The sequence below is a fragment of the Alteromonas sp. AWJ4_197 genome (genome assembly GCF_056160285.1).
Genome location: NZ_JBSWWW010000002.1, coordinates 381117 through 402687 on the forward strand (window position 1 = coordinate 381117; position 21571 = coordinate 402687).

Annotated in this window: 20 protein-coding genes and 1 riboswitch; of the genes, 10 read left to right on the forward strand and 10 right to left on the reverse strand. The window is 49.2% G+C overall.

Features of this window, described 5'->3' with window-relative positions; genetic code table 11:
• Positions 1 to 41: 41 nt before the first annotated feature.
• The 4 genes from secD to ACXAGC_RS05120 form a co-directional block, all read right to left on the reverse strand.
• Positions 42 to 2576: a protein translocase subunit SecD gene (gene secD / locus ACXAGC_RS05105; protein ID WP_474842970.1), complete on the reverse strand. Its 2535-nt coding sequence runs from the start codon at positions 2574 to 2576 to the stop codon at positions 42 to 44.
• 59 nt (positions 2577 to 2635) lie between these two features.
• Entirely contained in the window at positions 2636 to 3013 is a 378-nt protein-coding gene (locus tag ACXAGC_RS05110) for a hypothetical protein (RefSeq protein WP_474842972.1), read from the reverse strand.
• Positions 3014 to 3154: 141 nt separating this feature from the next.
• Positions 3155 to 3535 (reverse strand): YybH family protein, encoded by a 381-nt coding sequence (locus tag ACXAGC_RS05115; RefSeq protein WP_474842974.1) that lies wholly within the window; start codon positions 3533 to 3535, stop codon positions 3155 to 3157.
• Positions 3536 to 3788: 253 nt separating this feature from the next.
• Positions 3789 to 4835, reverse strand: a complete 1047-nt coding sequence (locus tag ACXAGC_RS05120) for an alpha/beta hydrolase (RefSeq protein ID WP_474842976.1) — start codon at positions 4833 to 4835, stop codon at positions 3789 to 3791.
• A gap of 267 nt (positions 4836 to 5102) precedes the next feature.
• A riboswitch (cyclic di-GMP riboswitch) is annotated at positions 5103 to 5192 on the forward strand.
• Between the two features lie 95 nt (positions 5193 to 5287).
• On the opposite strand from ACXAGC_RS05120, the gene ACXAGC_RS05125 reads away from it, so the two are divergent.
• The 3 genes from ACXAGC_RS05125 to ACXAGC_RS05135 all read left to right on the forward strand — a co-directional run bounded on the left by ACXAGC_RS05125 (position 5288) and on the right by ACXAGC_RS05135 (position 7619).
• The gene (locus ACXAGC_RS05125; RefSeq protein WP_119502210.1) at positions 5288 to 5983 is read left to right on the forward strand and encodes an AAA family ATPase; all 696 of its coding nucleotides are present in this window, start codon (positions 5288 to 5290) and stop codon (positions 5981 to 5983) included.
• Positions 5943 to 6275, forward strand: coding sequence for a replication protein RepA (locus ACXAGC_RS05130; protein ID WP_474842979.1), 333 nt, complete (start codon positions 5943 to 5945; stop codon positions 6273 to 6275). The genes ACXAGC_RS05125 and ACXAGC_RS05130 overlap by 41 nt, the downstream gene beginning before the upstream one ends.
• A 126-nt stretch (positions 6276 to 6401) precedes the next feature.
• A complete protein-coding gene (locus ACXAGC_RS05135; RefSeq protein WP_474842981.1) occupies positions 6402 to 7619 on the forward strand; it encodes a GGDEF domain-containing protein in 1218 nt (405 codons plus the stop codon).
• Positions 7620 to 7629: 10 nt separating this feature from the next.
• On the opposite strand, the gene prsR is transcribed toward ACXAGC_RS05135, so the two are convergent.
• The 4 genes from prsR to ACXAGC_RS05155 all read right to left on the reverse strand — a co-directional run bounded on the left by prsR (position 7630) and on the right by ACXAGC_RS05155 (position 14121).
• Entirely contained in the window at positions 7630 to 8991 is a 1362-nt protein-coding gene (gene prsR, locus ACXAGC_RS05140; protein ID WP_474842983.1) for a PEP-CTERM-box response regulator transcription factor, read from the reverse strand.
• 46 nt (positions 8992 to 9037) lie between these two features.
• A complete protein-coding gene (gene prsK, locus ACXAGC_RS05145) occupies positions 9038 to 11068 on the reverse strand; it encodes an XrtA/PEP-CTERM system histidine kinase PrsK (protein ID WP_474842985.1) in 2031 nt (676 codons plus the stop codon).
• A 21-nt stretch (positions 11069 to 11089) separates the two neighbouring features.
• On the reverse strand, positions 11090 to 12214 hold the full coding sequence (locus ACXAGC_RS05150) for a beta-ketoacyl-ACP synthase III (protein WP_119502215.1): 1125 nt from the start codon (positions 12212 to 12214) through the stop codon (positions 11090 to 11092).
• A 128-nt stretch (positions 12215 to 12342) separates the two neighbouring features.
• Positions 12343 to 14121 carry a choice-of-anchor I family protein gene (locus ACXAGC_RS05155; protein ID WP_474842988.1) on the reverse strand — a complete coding sequence of 593 codons (1779 nt, stop codon included), beginning with the start codon at positions 14119 to 14121 and terminating at the stop codon, positions 12343 to 12345.
• Positions 14122 to 14418: 297 nt separating this feature from the next.
• On the opposite strand from ACXAGC_RS05155, the gene ACXAGC_RS05160 reads away from it, so the two are divergent.
• Positions 14419 to 15216, forward strand: coding sequence for a M48 family metallopeptidase (locus ACXAGC_RS05160; protein ID WP_474842990.1), 798 nt, complete (start codon positions 14419 to 14421; stop codon positions 15214 to 15216).
• A gap of 115 nt (positions 15217 to 15331) precedes the next feature.
• Here the strand turns inward: ACXAGC_RS05160 and ACXAGC_RS05165 are convergent, their stop codons facing one another.
• Positions 15332 to 16198 carry a mechanosensitive ion channel family protein gene (locus ACXAGC_RS05165; protein WP_474842992.1) on the reverse strand — a complete coding sequence of 289 codons (867 nt, stop codon included), beginning with the start codon at positions 16196 to 16198 and terminating at the stop codon, positions 15332 to 15334.
• A gap of 396 nt (positions 16199 to 16594) precedes the next feature.
• On the opposite strand from ACXAGC_RS05165, the gene ACXAGC_RS05170 reads away from it, so the two are divergent.
• The 6 genes from ACXAGC_RS05170 to ruvX all read left to right on the forward strand — a co-directional run bounded on the left by ACXAGC_RS05170 (position 16595) and on the right by ruvX (position 21236).
• The gene (locus ACXAGC_RS05170) at positions 16595 to 16864 is read left to right on the forward strand and encodes a hypothetical protein (RefSeq protein ID WP_474842994.1); all 270 of its coding nucleotides are present in this window, start codon (positions 16595 to 16597) and stop codon (positions 16862 to 16864) included.
• Positions 16865 to 16958: 94 nt separating this feature from the next.
• Positions 16959 to 17687: a 16S rRNA (uracil(1498)-N(3))-methyltransferase gene (locus tag ACXAGC_RS05175; protein ID WP_474842996.1), complete on the forward strand. Its 729-nt coding sequence runs from the start codon at positions 16959 to 16961 to the stop codon at positions 17685 to 17687.
• Between the two features lie 69 nt (positions 17688 to 17756).
• Positions 17757 to 19187, forward strand: coding sequence for a sensor histidine kinase (locus ACXAGC_RS05180; RefSeq protein ID WP_474842997.1), 1431 nt, complete (start codon positions 17757 to 17759; stop codon positions 19185 to 19187).
• A gap of 101 nt (positions 19188 to 19288) precedes the next feature.
• Positions 19289 to 20245, forward strand: coding sequence for a glutathione synthase (gene gshB / locus ACXAGC_RS05185; RefSeq protein ID WP_474842999.1), 957 nt, complete (start codon positions 19289 to 19291; stop codon positions 20243 to 20245).
• Between the two features lie 6 nt (positions 20246 to 20251).
• The gene (locus ACXAGC_RS05190) at positions 20252 to 20818 is read left to right on the forward strand and encodes a YqgE/AlgH family protein (protein WP_119502223.1); all 567 of its coding nucleotides are present in this window, start codon (positions 20252 to 20254) and stop codon (positions 20816 to 20818) included.
• A gap of 1 nt (position 20819) precedes the next feature.
• The gene (gene ruvX / locus ACXAGC_RS05195) at positions 20820 to 21236 is read left to right on the forward strand and encodes a Holliday junction resolvase RuvX (RefSeq protein ID WP_119502224.1); all 417 of its coding nucleotides are present in this window, start codon (positions 20820 to 20822) and stop codon (positions 21234 to 21236) included.
• A gap of 9 nt (positions 21237 to 21245) precedes the next feature.
• Here the strand turns inward: ruvX and ACXAGC_RS05200 are convergent, their stop codons facing one another.
• Entirely contained in the window at positions 21246 to 21566 is a 321-nt protein-coding gene (locus ACXAGC_RS05200) for a putative signal transducing protein (RefSeq protein ID WP_474843002.1), read from the reverse strand.
• Between the last annotated feature and the right edge of the window lie 5 nt (positions 21567 to 21571).

Here is a 21571-nt window from a genome sequence, read left to right on the forward strand (position 1 = left end):
TGCAAGTTACCTGAAGTTGCAGACTCTGTTCGTGGCGACGCTCAGGGTATGTGCGCCAGTGATTCTCTCACCTCCTCTGCGGTGGGACGCAGTTGCTTTAACCCTTTCTTTTCACGCCGCTTTCCAAGGTAATACAAAATAGGCGATGCTATAAAAATAGAGGAACTGGTACCAATTACGATGCCAAAAAGCATGGGTAGCGCAAAACTCGCGACAGACGCCCCGCCGGCCAGCCCCATAGGCAATAAAGCCAGAAATGTAGTCATTGATGTAAACAATGTTCTGGACAAGGTCGCAGAAATACTCCGGTTGAGTACTTCAATAATGGGTTTATCCGGTGTAGCCCTGAATCCTTCCCGGATGCGGTCGAACACCACGACCTTATCATTGATAGAATAGCCGATGAGGGCCAGTAATGCTGCTACTGCCGTGAGGTTAAATTCCAGTCCGGTGAGCGCAAAGAATCCGATGGTCTTTGTCAGATCAAGCGCAATCGTCGCCGTTGCTGCCAGTGCAAAATGCGATTCAAACCGCAACCACAAATACAGCAATATCCCCCCTCCGGCAATCAGCACAGCCAGCACAGAAGCATCAGCAAAGCCGCCGCTGACCTTCGCACCAACCATGTCCACACGGGGGAAGGTTGCCTGGTCATCCAGTGTGGTTACTGCAGATTTCACCTGCTCAACCTGCTGACTTTGCAATGCAGGCTGTTCAACCGGAGTGTCCGCAGTTACCTGAGGGACGCGGATAAGATAATCGCCTTCCCGGCCAAACTCCTGAATGCTGGCGCCTTCAATGTTGCCTTCTGTCAGAGCATTACGCAGTTGTTCCACCTGCACGTTATGGCTTTTCACTTCCACCAGTGTGCCACCGGTGAAATCAACGCCGTAATGCAATCCGGGGCTGAAAAACAGCACCACGGAAGCCACCGACAAGACAGCAGACGTAATTAAGCCTGCCACACGGCCTTTCAGGAAGTTCAGCGGCTTCTTATCTGTCCGCGACAGCCAGCGGAATCCCGGGAAATGGAGCACTTCTCTTTCACGGCGTCTGATAGCAAACAACATTAACAGGCGGGTTACCGCAATGGCCGTGAACATGGACGTAAACAGGCCAATACCGATAGTAATCGCAAAACCCTTTACCGGCCCGCTGCCAAACATAAAAAGCAGACTCACGGCAATCAGGGTTGTCAGGCTGGAATCCAGGATGGTTGACCAGGCTTTATCAAAACCGGCGCGGATTGCCGCCCCGGCGACACGCCCTTTCAACGACTCTTCTTTGATACGTTCGTTTATCAGAATATTGGCATCTACCGCCATACCCAGAGTAAGAATAATGCCGGCAATTCCGGGTAAAGTAAGTGTGGCCCTGAATAAACTCAGCACGCCAAAAAGCAGCCCCATGTTAATCATCAGGCTTACACAGGCAATCGCCCCCCAGCGCCGGTAGAGTGCCGTCATGAACACCAGTACCAGTGCAGCACCGGCAAGTCCTGTACTCAGACCCATCTTAATAGCATCACTACCGAGATCAGGACCCACAGTCCGTTCTTCAATCACAGTCAGGGGTACAGGCAGCGCACCGGCACGTAACATCAGTGCCAGATCTTTAGCTTCATCCGGTGTGAAATTACCACTGATTTGCCCACCCGATGCGCCAATCACCGCCCGTATTACCGGCGCTGTGATCACCTTACCGTCCAGTACGACCGCCAGCGGCTCACCGATATGTGTACGGGTCATTGCTGCAAAAATATTGCCGCCGGAACTGTCGAGCTTGAAAGTCACCACCGGGTTGCCTGTGTCAGGGTCGAAAGCAAGCCGAGCATCAGTAATGTGCTCACCTTTCATCGCAACCCGCTTTTCCAGACGGTATTGTTGCTGGCCGTCCATATCCTGCATTATCACGGTACTGCCACGACTGCTATCCGTAACAACCCAGTGAAATTCCATTTGCGCGGTTGTTCCAAGTAACTCCCTGATACGTGACGGGTCTGTAACGCCCGGCATCTGTACCAGCACGCCATCGTTACCCTGCCGTGAAATGCCGGGGTCGACCAGTCCGGTCTCATCCAGACGGCGGCGCACCACTTCCACGCTGCGCTCCAGCGCATCACTGACCAGGTTCTCCTTAAACGACTCTGACAGACTGACTGTGAGCAAGTTATCGTTTTGCTCAATGGTGAACTGCGGCTCGCCCTGCCCCGTTGTACGGTAAGCAAAGGCGAGTTCACGGGCTTGCTGAAATTGCCCGCCGGCTCCTGATATCGATAAGCGCAGGGTATTGTCAGAAGCAGACAGTACCTGATAGCGGATCCCCGCTTCCCGCAAATCCTTAGTGAGACTCTCCTTCATGCCGGTAAAGGCTTTATCAAACAGTGGCTTTGTATCAGCGGCCAGCAATAAATGGGAACCGCCCTGTAAATCAAGGCCTAAAGACAACTGGTTTTGGGTATACCAGCCGGGTAATTGTTGTTGCCATGACGGCGGTAAAATATTGGGCATTGCGCTCAAAAGGCCGAGCACAATCACGAGTGCGGTCATCACGCCCCGTGCAGAAAATGGTTTCATAATTGTCCTTCAAAAATTGTAAACAGGGCCAGAGGCCCGTAAATATCAAATATGAAGGATTAAGGAGACGCCCTGGCAGGAGGGCGCGAAAAAACAGGCTGTGCAGGCCGGGCAGCCAGCTCAGAAAAACCGGAAGCGACACTAAGCAGCATCCGGTAAACGCCGGCGAGTTTCAGTTCAGAGCCGGTAAACAGCAGCGGTTCCGGACGATCACCGGAATGGGATTGGGGCTGCAGATATCGTGTTATCAGACCTTCTGAGCGGCCTGATGCTATAGCAGCGTGTTCAGAGCTTTGCAGGCTGTCTGACTGGGCATGGACCTGCCGCTCTGCACCGTTCCCCGTGGTAAACGCAATCAACAGCCACAACAAAAAGAAGACCAGTTTCACTGAAGGTCCTCTGTCGTTATTGTCTGTTTCAATTTCCTGCGTCAACAAGGATATAGCTTCCGGTTAGCGGACAAACCTAAATGCCGGTCTGTCTTTGCAGTTTACCCGATATGGTGGCGATATCCGTATTTTCAATGGCCGCATTGCCATTGGCCGGCCACTTAAAAAACGGAAAGTAAGCAAAATCACCTACACATAATCTATCAGATCAACGCCGAAGAAGTTATCGATGGCGCATTGCCACTCACCTTCTGCATTTTTTCTGAATACATAAATGGCTTTTTTCACATTGCAGTCCACCGCGCCGGTTGCATTCAGGTACAGCTTGCTTATGACCAGCGCAGTGTCACCGGCTTCAATGACAACCTCGTCGCCCTGCGAGACGATATGTTCAGGCATATACCGTTGTTTAAAAGCACTGAGGGCACGCTGCAGATCAGAGCGTGTGGATACCCGTGGTTTATCAACCAGAAAAGCGTCTTCACAATACAGGGTTTGTAATGCAGTTAAGTCGTTATTATTCACTGCATCGTGCATGGCATGTAATTGCCGGGTTACCGGGTGAGTCATGGCTGTCGTCTCCGTATTTTGTTAAAACCGCGAAGACGAAAACAAAAAACCCGCCTTCGCGGCGGGTTTTCTTCAGTTCATTTACGTACTAACGAACCCGCCAATTGCTGAGAATAGCGAGTAGAATAATGAGTGCAGATTGTGGCTTGCCTGGTTGTGACAAAGTTTGAAAAATCATGTTGACCAGTTTGCAATGTTAGTTCGTAGCGATAATGGAGTTAAATTAATCAATCCCGGGCACTGTGTCAATCAATTAACCGGCTTTCTGTGCCGCTTCATCCATAAAGCTGCCCAGCATCATAATCATCTGGCGGAACAGCGGATTAGCACCGGGAGCCGCACAGGGATCACGTAAATCCACACCGGATTTATCGAAATGCATATCACTGAGCATTTTCTTATTCACCACCACATCAGCATGGCATAATTTATAACTCTCATCGATGATAAAAAAGGTATTGGTTTTCGTGGTTGCCCGCGACATTAAATCTTCAATACCTGTAATAGGCGTAGTGGTGTCTGCCTGAGAATGTGCGGCAAATACAGGTACGTCTACAGTTTTCCCCTGTTCAAACTGGTCTCTCACATCATCAATCACTTCCATCAGTTCAAGTCCGGAAAAACTGGCAATGGTGGGATATTTATACGGATTCGGCCCCTGTGTTTCATAGTGACCGTCAAGAAACCTGGCGACCCACTGAATTCCCCAGATCCCGGATAACCGCTCTACGCCGCTGTCGAGTGCCAGAGCACCGGAAAATAACATCAGGCCGTCAATGTTGTCAGGGTGATGCAAATAATGCTGAACAGAAAGCGCGCCGCCGGTGGAAAAACCGCCCAGATAAACGTGCTTACCAAGTTGCGGTGCCAGCGCCATGACATCACTCAGGTGTGCACCCCAGCGTTCTGCCAGATTGCTGTCGCTCATTTCGTCGCTGGCATCCAGTTGGCCGTGTCCTACGTTTAAAGGCACAATAACGTTGTAACCTTTGTCGTGCAGCGCCCGTGCAATGCCAGACATATAAAACGGCGAATCGCTTAATCCGTGAAGCAGAACAACCACTGTATCGACAGGTTTACCGTGATGCAGAATATACGGCGCATTACCATCGTTGCGAAGAGCAGGAGAACACACACTGAAACGCTGAAATGTGGGGTTCATGCATGCCCTGATCTGGCCGAAACGTTCTTCATAGAGATGACTGAATGAATCAAACGCTTCATCCATTGCATTATTCTGCCCGAAACTGACTGTGCTGAATGCCAGCAGAACCAAACTCAACAGGGATGTTTTTACCACTCCCTTCTCCTTATTTGCGGGTATAGTTTTCAATAACACCATGTGTTGGCATATTAACAGATATAACTTTAATTAGAATGATTTACACGGGCGAACCGCGGATTTCCAAGTCCTGCAGCCCGTTTGTCGCCACCGGCCACCTGGTCTGACAGGTATATTTTTTTATTCTTAAATATCGTGAGGCATGCGGCGCACACCGTTTGTTTTGACTAGTATCCTGACTTACCGGTAAGCCATGGCATCCCCGCCGCTTACCCGAAAATGTACTGTTGAAAAAGGCAAAGCGGTGCGAAAGCCCGTGACGCAAAGCCTCCGGTCTGCCATCTGATTACAGATAATGATAGCGGGGTTACCGAACAAGCATAGTCCTTAATCCGGCTCATGTTCACTTTTTCAGTCACATTCGTTAACCGTTTATCCGTGATGACGGATCAAAAGTTGAGGAACGAACGATGATCGTTTTGGTTGGTGGCGAGAAAGGCGGCAGTGGCAAAAGCTGCCTTGCACAAAATATCGCTGTTTATCTGAGAACTGAAAAAAATGCCAGTGTACTGATGGTCGACTGCGATCCGCAGCGCACTACTTCAGACTGGATTCAGGAACGCAAAGCTAATGATAAATTGCCGTCGATTAACTGCGTGCAGTTGTACGGCAAGATCCGCAACGAATTACTGAGCCTGCGCGAGCACTACGATTACGTAGTCATTGACTGTGGCGGACAGGATAACCTTGCGCTGCGCTCCTCGATGGCAGTGGCTGACCACATTCTTATTCCGTTACGTCCCAAACGGCGGGATCTGAAAACGGTTCCCCATATGGAAGATATTCTTTCAACCTGCAAAATGGTGAATCCCGACATGAATGCTGCTTTTGTAATTACCCAGTGCCCTTCTCTGCCTTCGCTGGGCAGCAGGATCCTTGAAGCAAAAGATGTCTGTCGTTCATTTGAAGTACCGGTACTGGACTCAGTGACATACAGCCGCAATATGTATGACGATTCTGAAGAGTCTGGACAGTCAGTCATGGAAAGTGAGCCGGACGGAAAAGCATCAGCAGAAATTCGCAATATCATTGAAGAACTTCTGTCGCGGAGAGAGGGGAAATCTTATGAGTCTGTGCAGCCTCAAAAAATCCACGCCGTCAGCTAAACCTGTTGAGCCGGTGAGCGTTGATGAATTTATTGACGACGCACTGGCCTACGCAGCAGGTAACCATGTTATCAGGCAGGTCTATCCGGCAACGGACTCTGCTAACAAAGACAACATTACGCCTTGCGGTCCCATGCGACGTGCTACATTTACATTATCTGAAGGCGCAATTGAGAAACTTGGAAAGTTGTCGGCAGAAACAGGGATCTGCCGTTCCAGACTCATCAGAATATGGATAGAAAATCAAAGCAGTGAAGACATCAGGCCTTTACTGACAAATAAAACACCCTGACAGACATACCACAAGGTGGCGGCCGGGTGCAGGCGTTTGCATGGAATGCAAAGCGCGCCAATACGCAACAACGGGAGCACGGTGTCACTGTGCTCCCCGGTTTTACTTTTTCTGAACAGGATGAAGATGAAAAGTTATCTGTCAGGCAGTTTGATTACACTGCTTGGATTATTTCCCTCGCTGCTTAGTGCCCAGGGTACGGTCAGACAGGAAGATTTGCAGGCTGCCCCCCCCAGCCGGGAAACCACCGTCGCCCGGTTTATTGCTCACCAGACTGCCGATAATGACATCGCCCCCCGTCTGGACGTGCTGCCTCCGGCCTTTTTCAACTCTGTTGACGAAACCATCGCCAGACTGGAACACCAGATGGACACGGAGCAGGCGATCTACTTTGAGAAGCTGAAAGCCAAAGTGGAGATGGAACGTCAGGCAAGGGATTTCGAGATTCAGGAGAAAAACCGCACTGTTGAACTGGCTCAGGTGCGTCAGCATAACCTGGAAAGTATGTTATCGCTGGGTAGCCTGGTGTCCCTGTTACTATTTCTTTTTTTGCTGTGGAGCCGTTATAACCAGTACCGGCAAAATCAGCGGCTGGCACTGGAAGTCCGCAACCGGACCACTGAGCTGGAGCAGAAAAATCAACAGCTGGAAGAAGCTTATCATGCGCTGGAGCAGGTCAGCATGCGTGATGCACTCACAGGCTTGTATAACCGCAACTTCCTCTCAGCTCAATTGCCGGGTGAGATCAGCCGGGTGCAACATCACTACGCCAGTCTTAATGATGAGACCTTTCCGCCAAATCATGACTTACTCTGCTTTTTAATTGATATAGACCACTTTAAGCAAATCAATGATGAGTACGGTCACCTTGCCGGTGACCGCTTCCTGGTGCAATTCACCGGTATATTAAAAGAAGTGTTCAGGCAGACAGATTTGCTTATCCGCTGGGGTGGCGAAGAATTTCTGGCGGTGTGCCGCAACGCTAACCGTAATGATATGGTGGAACTGGCTGACAGACTTATTGAGGCGGTGCGTCAGAAGCGTTTTCACTTACCAGATGATGTGGTGATCAACGCCACTTGCAGCGTGGGGTTTTGTGCAATGCCTCTGTGTCCCAGAAATCCTTATGAAATGGACTGGGTAAAAACCTTCGCGGTGATGGATTATTGTCTGTACGCAGCAAAAATATCCCAAAGAGACTGTTGGGTGGGCGCCATTGAAGCCTGCAAAGAAAGCGACAATGTTCTGCCGCCCTCTCCGCTGGAAGGGAAGTTCTCACTCACTGATGTGCAGATAAAAACGTCCCTGAACAACCTGGCCAGTATTGAGTGGCCAATGGAATAACCGGCGGGAGTTACACGCCGGTTTTAATGTCTTCCATATGGTATTTGTCGATAAGAGAATACAGGGTCGGCCTGGTCACACCCAGTAACTCTGCAGTCTTTGACATATTTTTATCGGCTGTCTGATAGGCCCGTCTGATAGCACGGCTTTCCGCCATCTCACGGACTTCCCGTAAATTCAGCGTTTCCGGCTCGTTGTCTCCCCGTGGTGCCATAAGGCCCAAATCTTCAGCCTGCACCACAGAGCCTTCAGCCATAATGACGGCAGATTTCAGCTTATTCTGCATTTCACGGATATTGCCGGGCCATTTATGATTCAACATGGCCTGGATGGCGGTATCAGAGAAGCTCTTGGCTTTAGCACCGAACTCTTCCCGGTATGTATTCAGGAATGTACGGGCCAGCAGAATGATGTCCTGGTCGCGCTCACGCAGTGGCGGAATAAAGATAGGGATCTCGCCCACACGATAATATAAATCCTCACGGAAGGTTTCGTCTGCCACCATCTGTTGCAAATCCCGGTGGGTTGCACAGATCACGCGGATATCCACCGGAATTTCTGTTCGCCCGCCAACCCGTTCAATCACCCGCTCCTGCAGGAAACGAAGCATTTTAGCTTGCAGGCCAATAGGCATATCACCGATTTCATCAAGAAACAGTGTACCGCCCTGAGCCGTTTCGATTTTACCCAGAGTCGTTTTATTAGCTCCGGTAAATGCACCTTTTTCGTAGCCGAATAATTCACTTTCCAGCAAGTTTTCAGGAATCGACGCACAGTTAATCGCGACAAAAGGCTTGTCTTTACGGGGGCTGTGTTCGTGAATACTTCTGGCAAACACTTCTTTACCGGTACCACTTTCGCCCTGTAATAACGTACTGATATCGGTGCCGGCAATTTTCTCGGCCTTGCGCATAACAACCTGAATTGCCTCAGAATTACCGATAATACGTCCCATGGCAGGACGGGCTTTCGCCAGAATGCGGTTCTGATGTTCCAGATTAGCCAGATTCAGGGCGCGGTTGACCAGCAGCTTGATAGTATCGGAATCAATGGGCTTCTGATAAAAATCGTAAGCCCCGAGATCAATCGCTTTCAGTGCATTCTCTTTATCGTTATTGCCGGTGACAACAATCACTTTGGTCCGCGGTGCCAGAGCCATGATTTCTTCAAGGGTTTTCAGCCCCTCAGAGGCATTAGCAGGATCAGGTGGCAGACCCAGGTCCAGAGTCACTACTTTGGGCTCATGACGACGTAACTGGGCAATCGCAGAGGTTCTGTCATCTGCAAATACCACGTTGTAGTCAGTAAAGCTCCATTTTAACTGTTTCTGGATGCCGAGATCGTCATCGACAACAAGAATCGTATCCGTCATTCGCACGTTTCCATTAGTAAATATGAATTATGGGAAATGAAATCTGTTAATCCAGCGGGAACACCAGGGTAAAACAACTTCCCTTTCCTGTTTCGCTTTCTACCGACAATTTGCCGCCAATAGACTGCATATAATTTTTTGCGTCATAGGCACCGATACCCATGCCCGCGTTACCTTTTGTGGTATCAAACGGCTTAAACAACCGTTGTTCAATAAATGCTTCATCCATGCCACAGCCATTGTCTTCAATCCGTACAATCTGGCGCTGACCGGCCAGGTCACTTTCCAGCGTTATACGGACAAAACCGTCATCGCCGGTGGCTTGCTGTGCATTACTGATTAGATGGTACATCACATTACTGAATTTCTCAGGATCGACCACTACCTTTTCTTCACTTTCCACCACCAGTTCAGGTACTGGTTTAAGCGACTGACAACGGGTTTCTATCAGCTTACCGGTTAAATCAGAGAGTGTGTGCGCTGAGAACACACCGGGCTCATCGACCTTTTTCTCGGTGAGCTGACGCAGCATTTTATCCATGCGCGCCTTAGTATAATGCAGAGTTTCAAAGGTATCTTCAATAAACTCAGGGTTATGTTTGTGTTGTTCGGCATTACAAAGAATGAGGTCGATTTGCGCCATCACATTTTTTAAATCGTGAAGTACAAACGCTGACATCCGGTTGAAAGCAGCAAATTGTGCGTTCTCTGCCACGGCATTGGCGGCTTCATGGTGTAGTAAGTATGTACCAACCTGTTCAGTCACAGCGTTAAGATAATCGCGGACTTCCCAGTTCAGTGTCAGTGCCTCACTGTCTTTTGTTTTTAGCAGGGCAAAGCCCCAAATTTGTTCTGAATTTAAAAGTGGCAGTGCCAGTTGAAAGCGACAACCTTTCAGCGCCTCTCTGTCCAGCAACAAGCCATTGTACTCAAAAGGCTTTGATGCATACTCATCCACATCAACCAGCCAGTTGGTTTGCTGACAGAATGGCATAAGTTGCTTGAGGATTTTAATTTCGTCTGCCGATATTCCTTCACTGTTTACACTGGCCACCACGTCAAAATCGATACCGGTGGCTTTCACCAGTGTGCCGTTTTCATAGTTGATGGCACCCAGCACACCCCGCAATGCATTGCCATAAACATCCGGCGCTGCACCGGCTTCTGACGAAGACAGAGCCTGAGTCAGCTTCACCCATTCAACCCGGTAATCAAACTGGTTGGCAAAGAAGTGCTTGGTGATAAATACTTTTATCCGCGTCCGGAAACTGTTCGACAGGACCATTGTGATGAGCAGTGCCAGAGACAGTACCACCAGCACAGTCTGAATCGTGGAACTCCAGTTACCGCCGATATAATTCACCACATAACCGGCCAGCGCCATTACCAGCAAATAGATACCGGCCACCAGCAGCAGGGAGCTGTGCAGTACCACTTCACGGGAGATAAAGATATCGACGCCCCAATGCTTGATACGGCGAATAGCTACCACCAGCAGCGGCATCATCAGTAAATAGATATACCCTCTTGATACCACGTAGACCAACTCTATTTTTGTGACCATAGTGGCATTGGCGTACATCACAAATTCGAACAGGTGCATGGCGCCAAGGTAGAGCACCAGCGGTTTATACGCCCACTGATTTTCACCCGCCTGTCTGAATAAAACTTCAAGCAGAATAAGTACTTCCAGTGATAACACGGTAAGAAAGAGAAACTGCCAGGAGTGAGGAATTGTAGAAATAAAAGGAAGAAATAACGCCAGCACCGGCGGCGTGAGGATCACCATCGTCGCCGGCCTGCGCAGCACCTGCCAGAGATTATTGAAGTTATCCTGCAGACAGCCGGCAATGAATAATAACCACACCATTTGCTTGAGAGTGTCTGCTATCAGCAAATGCGGACCGGAAACCGGGCCTGTAAGCCTGGTGACGAAACTGAGTGACCACACCATGGTTGCCATCGTGGCGAGCACCAGCAAGTGCTTCGCCAGACCGGATTTACGGACTGTGAATAACAACAGCAGCAGAACCAGATAGCCTGCTGCATTCAGGCCGTAACCAATATCTGAAATCATAACTTCCCTATTTCCGGCAACTTATTGCTTTTGGATAACTAAACTTCCGATGGAGTATCCGGCACCGAAAGAACACAGTACGCCCACGTCACCGGACTGAAGATCCTGATGATGCAATGCAAATGCGATGACTGAGCCCGCTGATGCCGTATTAGCGTAACGGTCGAGTACGATTGGCGCTTCATCTGCCGTCGCATCCCGCCCTAACAGACGCTTAGCAATTAACAGGTTCATATTGATATTGGCCTGGTGCAACCACCAGCGGCGTACATCTGCCGGCGTAAAACTGTGACTGGCAAGGTGTGCCTCAATATGGTCAGCAGCCATCGGGCATACTTCTTTAAATACTTTACGGCCGGCCTGGTGAAATAATTTGTCTTCACCGTACGGATCAACATCGTGAGCGCGGCTGATGTAGCCAAAGTTCGAACGGATGTTATTTGAAAACGACGTCACCGCTTTTGTGCTCAGCACCGAAAATACATGGTCGCTGTTTGCGGTGTCTTCGCTTTCTACCACCGTGGCCGTTGCCACATCACCAAAAATAAAGTGACTGTCACGGTCGGTGTAATTTACCTGAGGTGACACCAGTTCAGGATTGATAACCAGCACGGCACGGGCGTTGCCGGATGCCACCATTTCCCATGCGCGGTGCATGCCAAATGTGGCCGCCGAGCAGGCAACCAGCATATCAAAACCGAAACCTTTGATACCCAGCTGGTTTTGCACTTCGATTGCAATGGCAGGATAAGCCCGTTGTGTATAAGCACATGATACGATCACTGCATCGATGTCTTCCGGTGATTTATTCGCCGCTGCCAGCGCCTTCTTCGCAGCCTCCAGGGCAATTTCCCCCTGATGGGACAACTCTTCGTCCTGCCGCTCAGGAATGACCGGGCGCATGCGTTCAACATCCAGCGCGCCTTCTTTACGGTAGATGTAGCGTTGCTTTATACCGGACGCTTTTTCAATGAACTCTGCACTGGAATGAGGTTTGGCAGCAACAGTACCGGCATCAATTTGTGCCGCGTTTTCTGCATTAAACTTGTCTGCGTAGGCGTTGTAGCTGGCGACGAGTTCTTCGTTAGTGATTACGTGTTCAGGTGTCCACAGGCCGACACCACTGATAACAACTTTTTTAGTCATGAATAACTCTCTCGTTTTTTCGTAGCTTAGCCGTTTGAGACCCAAAAGTCATCGGACTTCTGACAAACAAAAAAGCCTGAATGCTAATGCATTCAGGCTTTCTGAAGAGGTATAAAGAGGCAGAAGTTTTATTTAGCAGTTACCTGCCACAGTGAGACTGAGCCACTGACTTCGTTACCCACTACAAGTAAAGCTTCACCGGTAGGGCTGTCTTCCGGGCTGATAAATACCAGACTTTCCGGCGCCAGATCACCAATACTGTCATCAGCCGTCAGCCCTTCCGTCAAATCACGGTTTATCACGTATTCAGAGAAACTGACATCGTAAGGATTCGTGATGTCGTAAACAAAAATGCCTCCCATACGCTCAGTACCGATAAAGGCATAAGTGCGATCGCCCAGTGTACCTGTGGTAATGGCTTCCGGCTCAGGCCCTTTATTTTCGGAGCGGCTGTCGCCTTCATTTTCATCATCACCGTTATTAAACGCTGCACCGTGTACAGAGGCGGTAATGCGTTCAAAATCGTCGCCTGAATCAAATACAACCTGGCCGTTCTGATCCCAGATAGTGAAAGAACGTGCGCCATACGTATATGCTGCATCATATTCACTGTCACCATCGGCATCGCCCATACCCAGCGTCACCCGCAGGTCATCTGCTTCACCGTTTGCCTGCAACATGGCCAGCTCTGAATTTGTTGCGGCAGTGAGATCTTCGACTTTAACTTCATCGGTGTAGGCCAGACAGTCACCGTCGTCAAACTCCAGACCTCCGGCAGCCAGACAGGATGCTTCATCATCTGCACTGAAAATGTACTCACGGGCATCACCTTCGTTTGCAGTCAGCAGGAAAGTTGCCCCCTTCCACGTAGTTCTGGTGATTGTGTCGGGCATATAAACGCCATACAGACCTTCGTACTGACCAAAGCTGACTTCACCATTTTCCTGCACGTCAATTTGGTACTGACTCCAGTCTTTTACGCCCAGTCCGATAATGCTGATAGTCATGGCTTCCAGATCAACCACGGCGACACCGTTATTTTCCTGCAAGGTAACGTAAGCAACAGAATCGGTGGCTGTGATGTACTCAGGCTCTAAATCCATAGCGACTGTGGTGTTAATGGCAACACCATTTATAGTACGGCCGGACGGATTAGGGAACTGCATACCCATGGCTTCAAGCTCTGCCTGCTGGCCGTTGAAGCTTTCAAATGTAAGGGTTGTTGCAGTGTCTGCCGGGACACCGTCTGTGACAGTGATAACACTTACAGAACCTTCAGGGTCAATGGTGTAATCATCTGACGGTTCGCCCTCGTTCGCAGTGAGTACCTTTGTACCATCCGGAGTGAAAACAACATTATCAGGCAGGTTGCCAACTTCAACAGCGGAAAGGAAAGCCGGCTCGCCGGCATCAAGGCCGTTGTAGAAAAGTACAAAGCCGTTATCAGCTTTTTCATCTGCGGGAATAGCGACAGCCAGCAAATCGCCGGACACCGCAATACTGGTAAGGCCGGCCAGCGCAGTACCGTCTGCTTCAACAGGTAATTCGATTGATGTGTTTGTGAGGTTGGTAGAAGTAACCGGCGCTTCCAGGGCATCTCCGGTGAGTTCTGCAATGCTGATCACAGAGATGGTATCTGATTCACCGTTAGTTGCATAAACGGTTTGTGTACCCGCATGATACTGCACAATTTCAGCAGCACCGGCCCCGCCAACAACTGCACGGCCCACAACTTCCAGTGCGACGCCTGTTGTGGCGTCCTGACCATCACTCCCGGTTTCGCCCTGTTCACCCTGAGGGCCCTGTGCACCGTCGGCACCGTCATCGCCATCTAAACTACACCCTGTCAGAGCGGCAGATACCACCAACGCCAGTAATCCCAGTTTGAATTTATTTTGCATCAACATGCTGTTTCCTTTAGAAGTTATTATAGAAATACGTCGCATGCGGCTGAGTGTGCATACAACAAAATTTCAATAACCTAAGGAAACGGTGTGACAGCAATAAGTCAGGGAGATGACGAATTTATGTCATCTTATCTTCCCTTTATTTGTTGTCTGAACACTTTCCCACAACGAAGCTGAACCGTTGCTTAACAATAAAAACTCTTTTGCTTACCGCTTCGTAGTTAACCTTTGCCAGTGGCTTTTTAACAGGCACTTAATTAGTATTAAGCAATGAAAAAACGCAGAAGAGGGACACAAATGAAACAACGGATGAAGGTGCTCGCAGTGGCGGGACTGGCAAGTGTGCTGGGCGCATGTGCTACATCCCCGACCGGGCGCAACCAGGTGTTGTTGTACTCTGAAACACAAATGGCCGAAATGGGCGGTCAGGCGTTTTCAAGTATGAAAGAGGAACTGAAGGTTTCCAGTAAACAGGTAGAGAATACTTACGTTCAGTGTGTTGCAAAATCGCTGACGCCGCTGGTACCGGACTCGGTGTTTAACGGTGAATGGGAAGTGGTGGTTTTTCAGGATGACCAGGTCAACGCCTTTGCATTACCCGGTGGTAAAATCGGTGTTTATACCGGCTTGCTCAATGTGGCGAAAACCCAGTCCCAGTTAGCAGCCGTTATCGGACACGAAATCGGCCATGTTATTGCTCATCATGGTAACGAGCGTATGTCGACTTCCACACTGACAAACCTGGGTACGCAAGCCGTAGCAACGGCAATTGAAGCAAACCAGGTGGCATACAGCGGTGCGATTATGGCGGCTATTGGCATGGGTTCACAGGTTGCGATTACGCTGCCCTTCTCCCGTGCCCACGAGTCTGAAGCCGATCTTATCGGCCTGGCACTGATGGCGCAGGCAGGCTTCGATCCCAGGGAGTCAGTAGAGTTATGGAAGAACATGGATGCCGCCAGCAATGGTCAGCGTCCGGTAGAAATTCTGTCCACTCACCCTGCCCCGCAAAGCCGTATTGAAAACTTGCAGGCCAATATGCAGGCTGCCATGGCGGATTATCAGGGAACAGCTAAACGCCCTTCCTGTAAGTAGCTGCCAACCACAGTGAAGGTGTCAGGAGTCGACCCGACTGGCACTAATAAAAAACCCCCTTTCGAAAAAGGGGGTTTTTAGTATCAGTGTTAAGTACTCAGGATACTAAACAGAATTATGCTGATTCTTTCGCAGATACTGTTTTGTCAGCTTCTTTGAAAAAGTGCACATCCATTTGCGGATAAGGAATAGAAATACCTTCCGCGTCAAAACGCAATTTCACCGCTTCAGTAAAGGCCAGGCGTACGGCCAGGTTATCGGCGGCAGCCACCCACGGACGAACAGTAAAGTTAACGGAACTGTCACCTAATTCAGCCACGCCGATTAAGCAGGCTGGTTCTTTCATAATACGGGTTTCTTCATCTACCAGTTCCTGCAAAATGCGCTTAGCTTTCAGCAGATCATCATCGTAGCCGATGCCGAACGTCATATCACAACGACGGGTGTCTTTTGCAGAGTAGTTAGTGATGTTGTCGCTGTAAATCTTACCGTTCGGAATAGTGATTTCTTTGTTATCCAGGGACGTCATCACAGTGTGGAAAATACCAATCTTCTGAACGACACCGGCAGTACCTGCGGCTTCAACATAGTTGCCTTGTTTGAACGGCTTGAATACCAGTAACATAACGCCGGCTGCGAAATTCTTCAGAGAATCCTGCAGAGATAAACCGATAGCTAAACCGGCTGCCCCCACAATAGCAACAAGAGAGGTGGTATCCACGCCCAGTTGGTCAAGTGATGCCACAATAACGAACAACATCAGTATTGCAGAGACAATCGACTCTACAAAATTGATTAGCATTTCGTCGTATTTGGATTTTGCCATCACACGACGGAATACAGACAGCAGTATACCGACAATGATTCGTCCAATAACGAAGATCGCAATTGCCATAGCGATGTTGATCGCCCAGGGAATAGCGTATGTATTAATATACCGTTCAATATCTGAAGCAGTAAACATTGATAAAGTTTCTTCCATTTCTGTTTCCTTTGTTAATGCGCGAATCGTTGCACAGAGCGGGGGATACGATAGCAATATTGCGGTAGATCACGCAATGCCCCTGCTCTGCTTTCTGCCTTATACAATGGTATAAATTCAGATGATGAAACACTTATAAGCTGACGATAATATTTCTGTCATCGCATCAACGTAAAGTTTGCAGTGCGTGAAAAAAACAGCGCGATGAATGCTCGACAACGTGTTTCTTTAACCAACTGATTTTAGTGCTAATAACAAAATTGAATAAATCCGGCATCGGGAAAGGCTGGAAATTCGCAGATTTTAGTCTATATTCAGTCATCACTTTTCGGCTTACAAGCCGCTCAGTGGCAGGAAATACGAACCAGAATACCGGAAGAAAGTGACTTCTTTCGTATGGATTTACAACATCAGGATCCGATGTTGGATGTAAGACGTAATGACGTATCTGGTTATTTAGCTATCGCCAAGTACCGGTTTGCTAAACTAAGGGATTTTAAAATGTTCTTTCTATCTGTTCTTTTTGTGATTGTTCTCTTCATTCTGGGTTTTGCCCTCACCTCTGACAAAGGTAAAAATACTGTTCACGCCCGAAAGAGCGGTGCTGCGACGGATTTAAGTAACATTTCCAAAGAAACCCGTCCGAACAGTGTTCAGGTTAACTAAATTCCCCCGCTTACTGCGGTGCAGACATTGCGTCTGCACCCGCAAACTCGCTATCATATAACGCTTATAAAACTGAAGTTATAGTGATATCACCATGCGAATCCCGCGCCTGTACCACCCCGGTAATATTCCTCTGGACGAAGAGTTCCTGCTTAATGATGACGCTGCACACCACGTAGCAACTGTGTTGCGACTCAAAGCGAATCATCCCGTTGTGCTGTTTAACGGCGATGGTAATGAGTACAGTGCCCAGATTATCGCAGTGAACCGCAAACAGGTTGTCATTGAAGCTGACGCCTGCCTGACCATCGGTAAAGAGTCACCTCTTCCAATTCATCTGGGTCAGGGTGTGTCGAAAGGCGACCGCATGGATACTGTTTTACAGAAAAGTGTCGAGCTGGGTGTTACTGAAATCACACCGGTACTGACACAACGATGTGCAGTGAAGCTGGATGAAAAGCGCTGGGAAAAGAAAATTCAGCAATGGCAAAAAATCATCACCGGTGCTTGTGAGCAATGCGGACGTAATGTGGTTCCGGTACTCAATGCGCCGGTAACACTGAATCAATGGCTGGCGAGTACGACTCAGGCTGTTCGTTTAACATTAGCCCCGGGCGCAGATTCACCACTGGTAAAAACGCCCTATTCATCAAAAGGCTATCGTTTGCTTATCGGACCGGAAGGTGGTTTGTCTGAGCAGGAAATTCATCAGGCAAATGAAAGCGGCTATACCTCTGTCAGTCTGGGCCCGCGCATATTAAGAACAGAAACAGCAGCTCTTGCTGCCATTACTATTCTACAGTCCCAGCATGGAGACTTATAAACGTCATACTTGTTTTGTATGCTAAAACAGGTTAAAAAATAACTAAGCCAGAAAAACAATAAAAAGCTTATGTATCTCGTACATTCCGCCGGTAATCCGGCCATCGCCTCCGGCAGGTTGAATTTAGATCAGGTCTACAGTGCCTGTCTTGAACGTATTCTCGACGGTCAGCCTCTGGCAAAAGTGGTGACCTTCTACTTACAATTTCTGGAACAGCACACCACCAGTTTCCGTTTTGCAGTCATGCAGGTTGTACCGCAAACCGGCAGCTTATCCCTGTTAGCCGCCCCTTCTCTGCCTGAGCATTTTATTCGCGCCATTCACGAAATGAAACTGTGTGAAAAGGAAGGCGCTTGCGGGCCGGCGGCCGTAACAGGCCAGCCCTTTTTCATCGATAACATTGCAGCCCATCCGAACTGGAAGGACTTTTCACCGGAAATGGCAGAAGTCGGGATCACCAGTTGCTGGTCATTCCCGCTGATCCGTGAAAATAAATGTATCGGGACTCTGGCGGTCACCGGCGGTCAGAAGCAAACTCCGGATCCCCACACCATTGCCCACTATCAGGCCGTAGCGGTAAACCTGAGTAAAATTTTTGCTTACTGTGATTATCAGCAAGGAAAAAACAGCGCCAACTGGATCTTACAAAAGCAGGTTTCTCAGCAGCAGGAAGAAAATAAGTATTTAAAAGAAACCGCTGAAAAACTGGCCCTGAAAATGACAGAGGCCGAACATATTCTTGCCAGTTGCCCGCTCCCTAAAACCTTCCGCCCTATGGCATCGGGTTTAATCAAAGAAACAGAAGCGTTACTGGCTGTGGTAAAGACGACTTTTTCCTTTCAAAAAGTGATTACCGCTCAGAACAAAAGAAATGTGAGTTTAAAACAGCTCTCCCGTAAAGAACTGAATCAATTTTATAATGCATTAAACCGCTCAACCGGAGCCGGTTCAGACATGCTTGGCGAAGCGGTTCGCAGACTGGATGAATTATCCGGTTACATCAGCCTTATCACTCACAATCCGGTAAAGCAGATTTCACTGGCGAAAGCCACCGGCACCATGCTTTCTGTCATAGCCAGCGCAGCGAAGCATATTGATATTAAAGCCTGTATCGACATAGACCCGGACTGTACTTCCACCATTGCTGCCGGCACGTTTACACAAATACTCAACGAACTGATTTTAAACGTGTGCCATCACAGCTACCCTAACCGTAACGAAGGAAAAATCTGGCTTTCCGCATCAAAAACAAGCTATGGCAATTACCCGATGATCAGGTACATTGTTGAAGATGAAGGACAGGCCATTCCGCGCACTACGATTCACAATGCCATGCGGCCGGCAGCAGCCACTCTGCTCAGACGGCATTCGGCACCGGGTGGTCTGGCATTGTGCTATCAACAAATTACCGCGGGTCTTGGCGGAACCATGCAAATCGTGCAGCGCCAGTCGGGCGGCAACAAGATAATCTTCACTTTTCCGGAACAAACCGCCGGCTAACGCGGTGTAGCACGATGATTACCTGCGAAAAGGTGTTGATTTTAGCAATATCAACGCCATAGTAGAGGTATTACCCCGTTTACATAAAAGAGAATCACCCGATGAGCTATTCAGTCGGCTTTGTGATGGACCCTATCTCGTCTGTCAAACCCCATAAAGACACCAGCTTTGCCATGATGCTGGAAGCGCAGAAACGCGGCGCGACCCTGTTGTATATGGAAATGAGCGATCTTTATCTGGATAACGGCAAGCCAATGGCCTCCGTGCGTAAAGTTACCGTACGGGACCAGGCACAGGATTTCTATTCATTGTCGCCCCGCGAGACCATGGCACTGGCAGATATCAATGTTCTGCTGATGAGAAAAGACCCGCCTTTCGACAGTGAATTTCTGTATGCCACACAAATGCTGTCTTTAGCGGAAGCCGGAGGCGCGCTGGTAGTCAATAATCCTCAGGCGCTGCGGGATTACAATGAAAAGTTATTTACTTCCTGGTTCCCGGATTTAATTCCGGCTACACGGGTAACACGCAATCCTCAGCTGGTAAGAGGTTTCCACGCAGAACATCAGGATATAATCTGTAAGCCGCTGGACGGTATGGGCGGCGCATCGATTTTCAGGGTAAAACCCGATGGTAATAACCTGGGCGTCATCATTGAGACCCTGACCAAAAACGGGACCCAACAGATGATGGTGCAGGAATATCTGCCGGCCATTAAAGAGGGTGACAAACGGGTTCTGATTGTAGACGGTGAAGTGATGCCCTATTGTCTGGCGCGCTTACCCACGAAGGGAGAAACCCGTGGTAATCTGGCAGCCGGCGGTACCGGGCGTCCCCAGGCAGTCAGTGAGTCTGATAGAGCACTGGCGAACGCGATTGCGCCCGTACTGAAAGAGCACCGCATTTTGTTTGTTGGTCTGGATGTGATTGGCGATCGTATTACAGAGATAAATATCACCAGCCCCACCTGTGTCCGTGAAATTGAAGCCCATTTCGATTTCAGTATTATGGGTAAATTGTTTGATGCCATAGAAACTAAACTGGCAGCTTTGAGGTAACGTTGAATGACAGAACTGAAGTCCTTGCAAAATCACTTTCTGATCGCAATGCCGTCACTGGAAGACCCTTACTTTTCGCGGTCTATCACATACATTTGCGAACATAACAGTGAAGGCGCAATGGGTATTGTGATCAACCAGCCATCGAACATGAATCTGAAAGAACTGCTTGAGCAAACTGATAAAGACACGGAGTTTGCCGACAGTACGTCAGAGCATATTGTGCTGGCCGGTGGTCCGGTCAGTCAGGAGCGCGGTTTCGTGCTCCACTCTGATGACGGTGACTGGAGTTCCAGTTTGAAAATGGCACCGGGTGTTGTTGTGACCACTTCAAAAGATATTCTCTCTGCCATCGGTCACAGCGAGGGCCCCGAGCATGCAATCATCGCGCTGGGCTATGCGGGATGGGAAGCCGGCCAGCTTGAGAAGGAAATGCAGGAAAATGCCTGGCTGACGGTGGAAGCCGACACAGACATTCTGTTCAATACGCCCGTACACAAGAAGTGGCAGTCTGCTGTGAAGAAACTGGGCGTGGATGTATGGCAGCTTACGCCGCAGGTTGGCCACGCCTGATATGAGCCGGACTGTTTTAAGCTTCGATTTTGGCACAAAAAGTATTGGCGTGGCTGTTGGTCAGGAGATAACCGGTACAGCTTCTCCTCTTGCCGCCCTGAAAGCACAGGATGGTGTGCCGGACTGGGAAAAGGTTAAGAGGATCTATGATGAGTGGCAACCGGATCTCGTCATTGTCGGGCTGCCGTTGAATATGGACGGTACTGAACAACCGGTGACGCAACTGGCCAAACGATTTGCAAACCGCCTTCACGGCCGCTTTAACGTAAAAGTGGAGACCTGGGATGAACGGTTGTCTACGGCGGATGCCAAAGCTATGTTGTTCGAATTAGGTGGCTATAAGAAACTGACTAAAGATAAAGTCGACAGCGTTTCTGCCTGCGTGATTTTCACCAGTTGGGCAGAAAATCAGTACTGAGAAAGCCGGTCAGTAAGCCGGCTCTGCTTTCACGGCCTGACATTGCCAGCACAGTGAAAAGTGCCCTTCGTTCTCTTCCCCGCAATGGGTACACTGCCAGTTCTCCCCTTTATTACTACTTGGGGTAAGCGCATCAACGATTCCCTTCGCTTTGCCGAACCACTGCTCATCAAGCAGCCACAATTCCATTTGTGTTTCCTGCCAGGGAAGTTCGCCCACCGCACCACCGGCATATTCATTTTTTACCAGGTACGGAATACGGGCGACATCCAGCTCAGAGCGAACCTGCTGAACCAGAAAACGGTCGTCATGACCAAATAACTTCAGCATCGGAA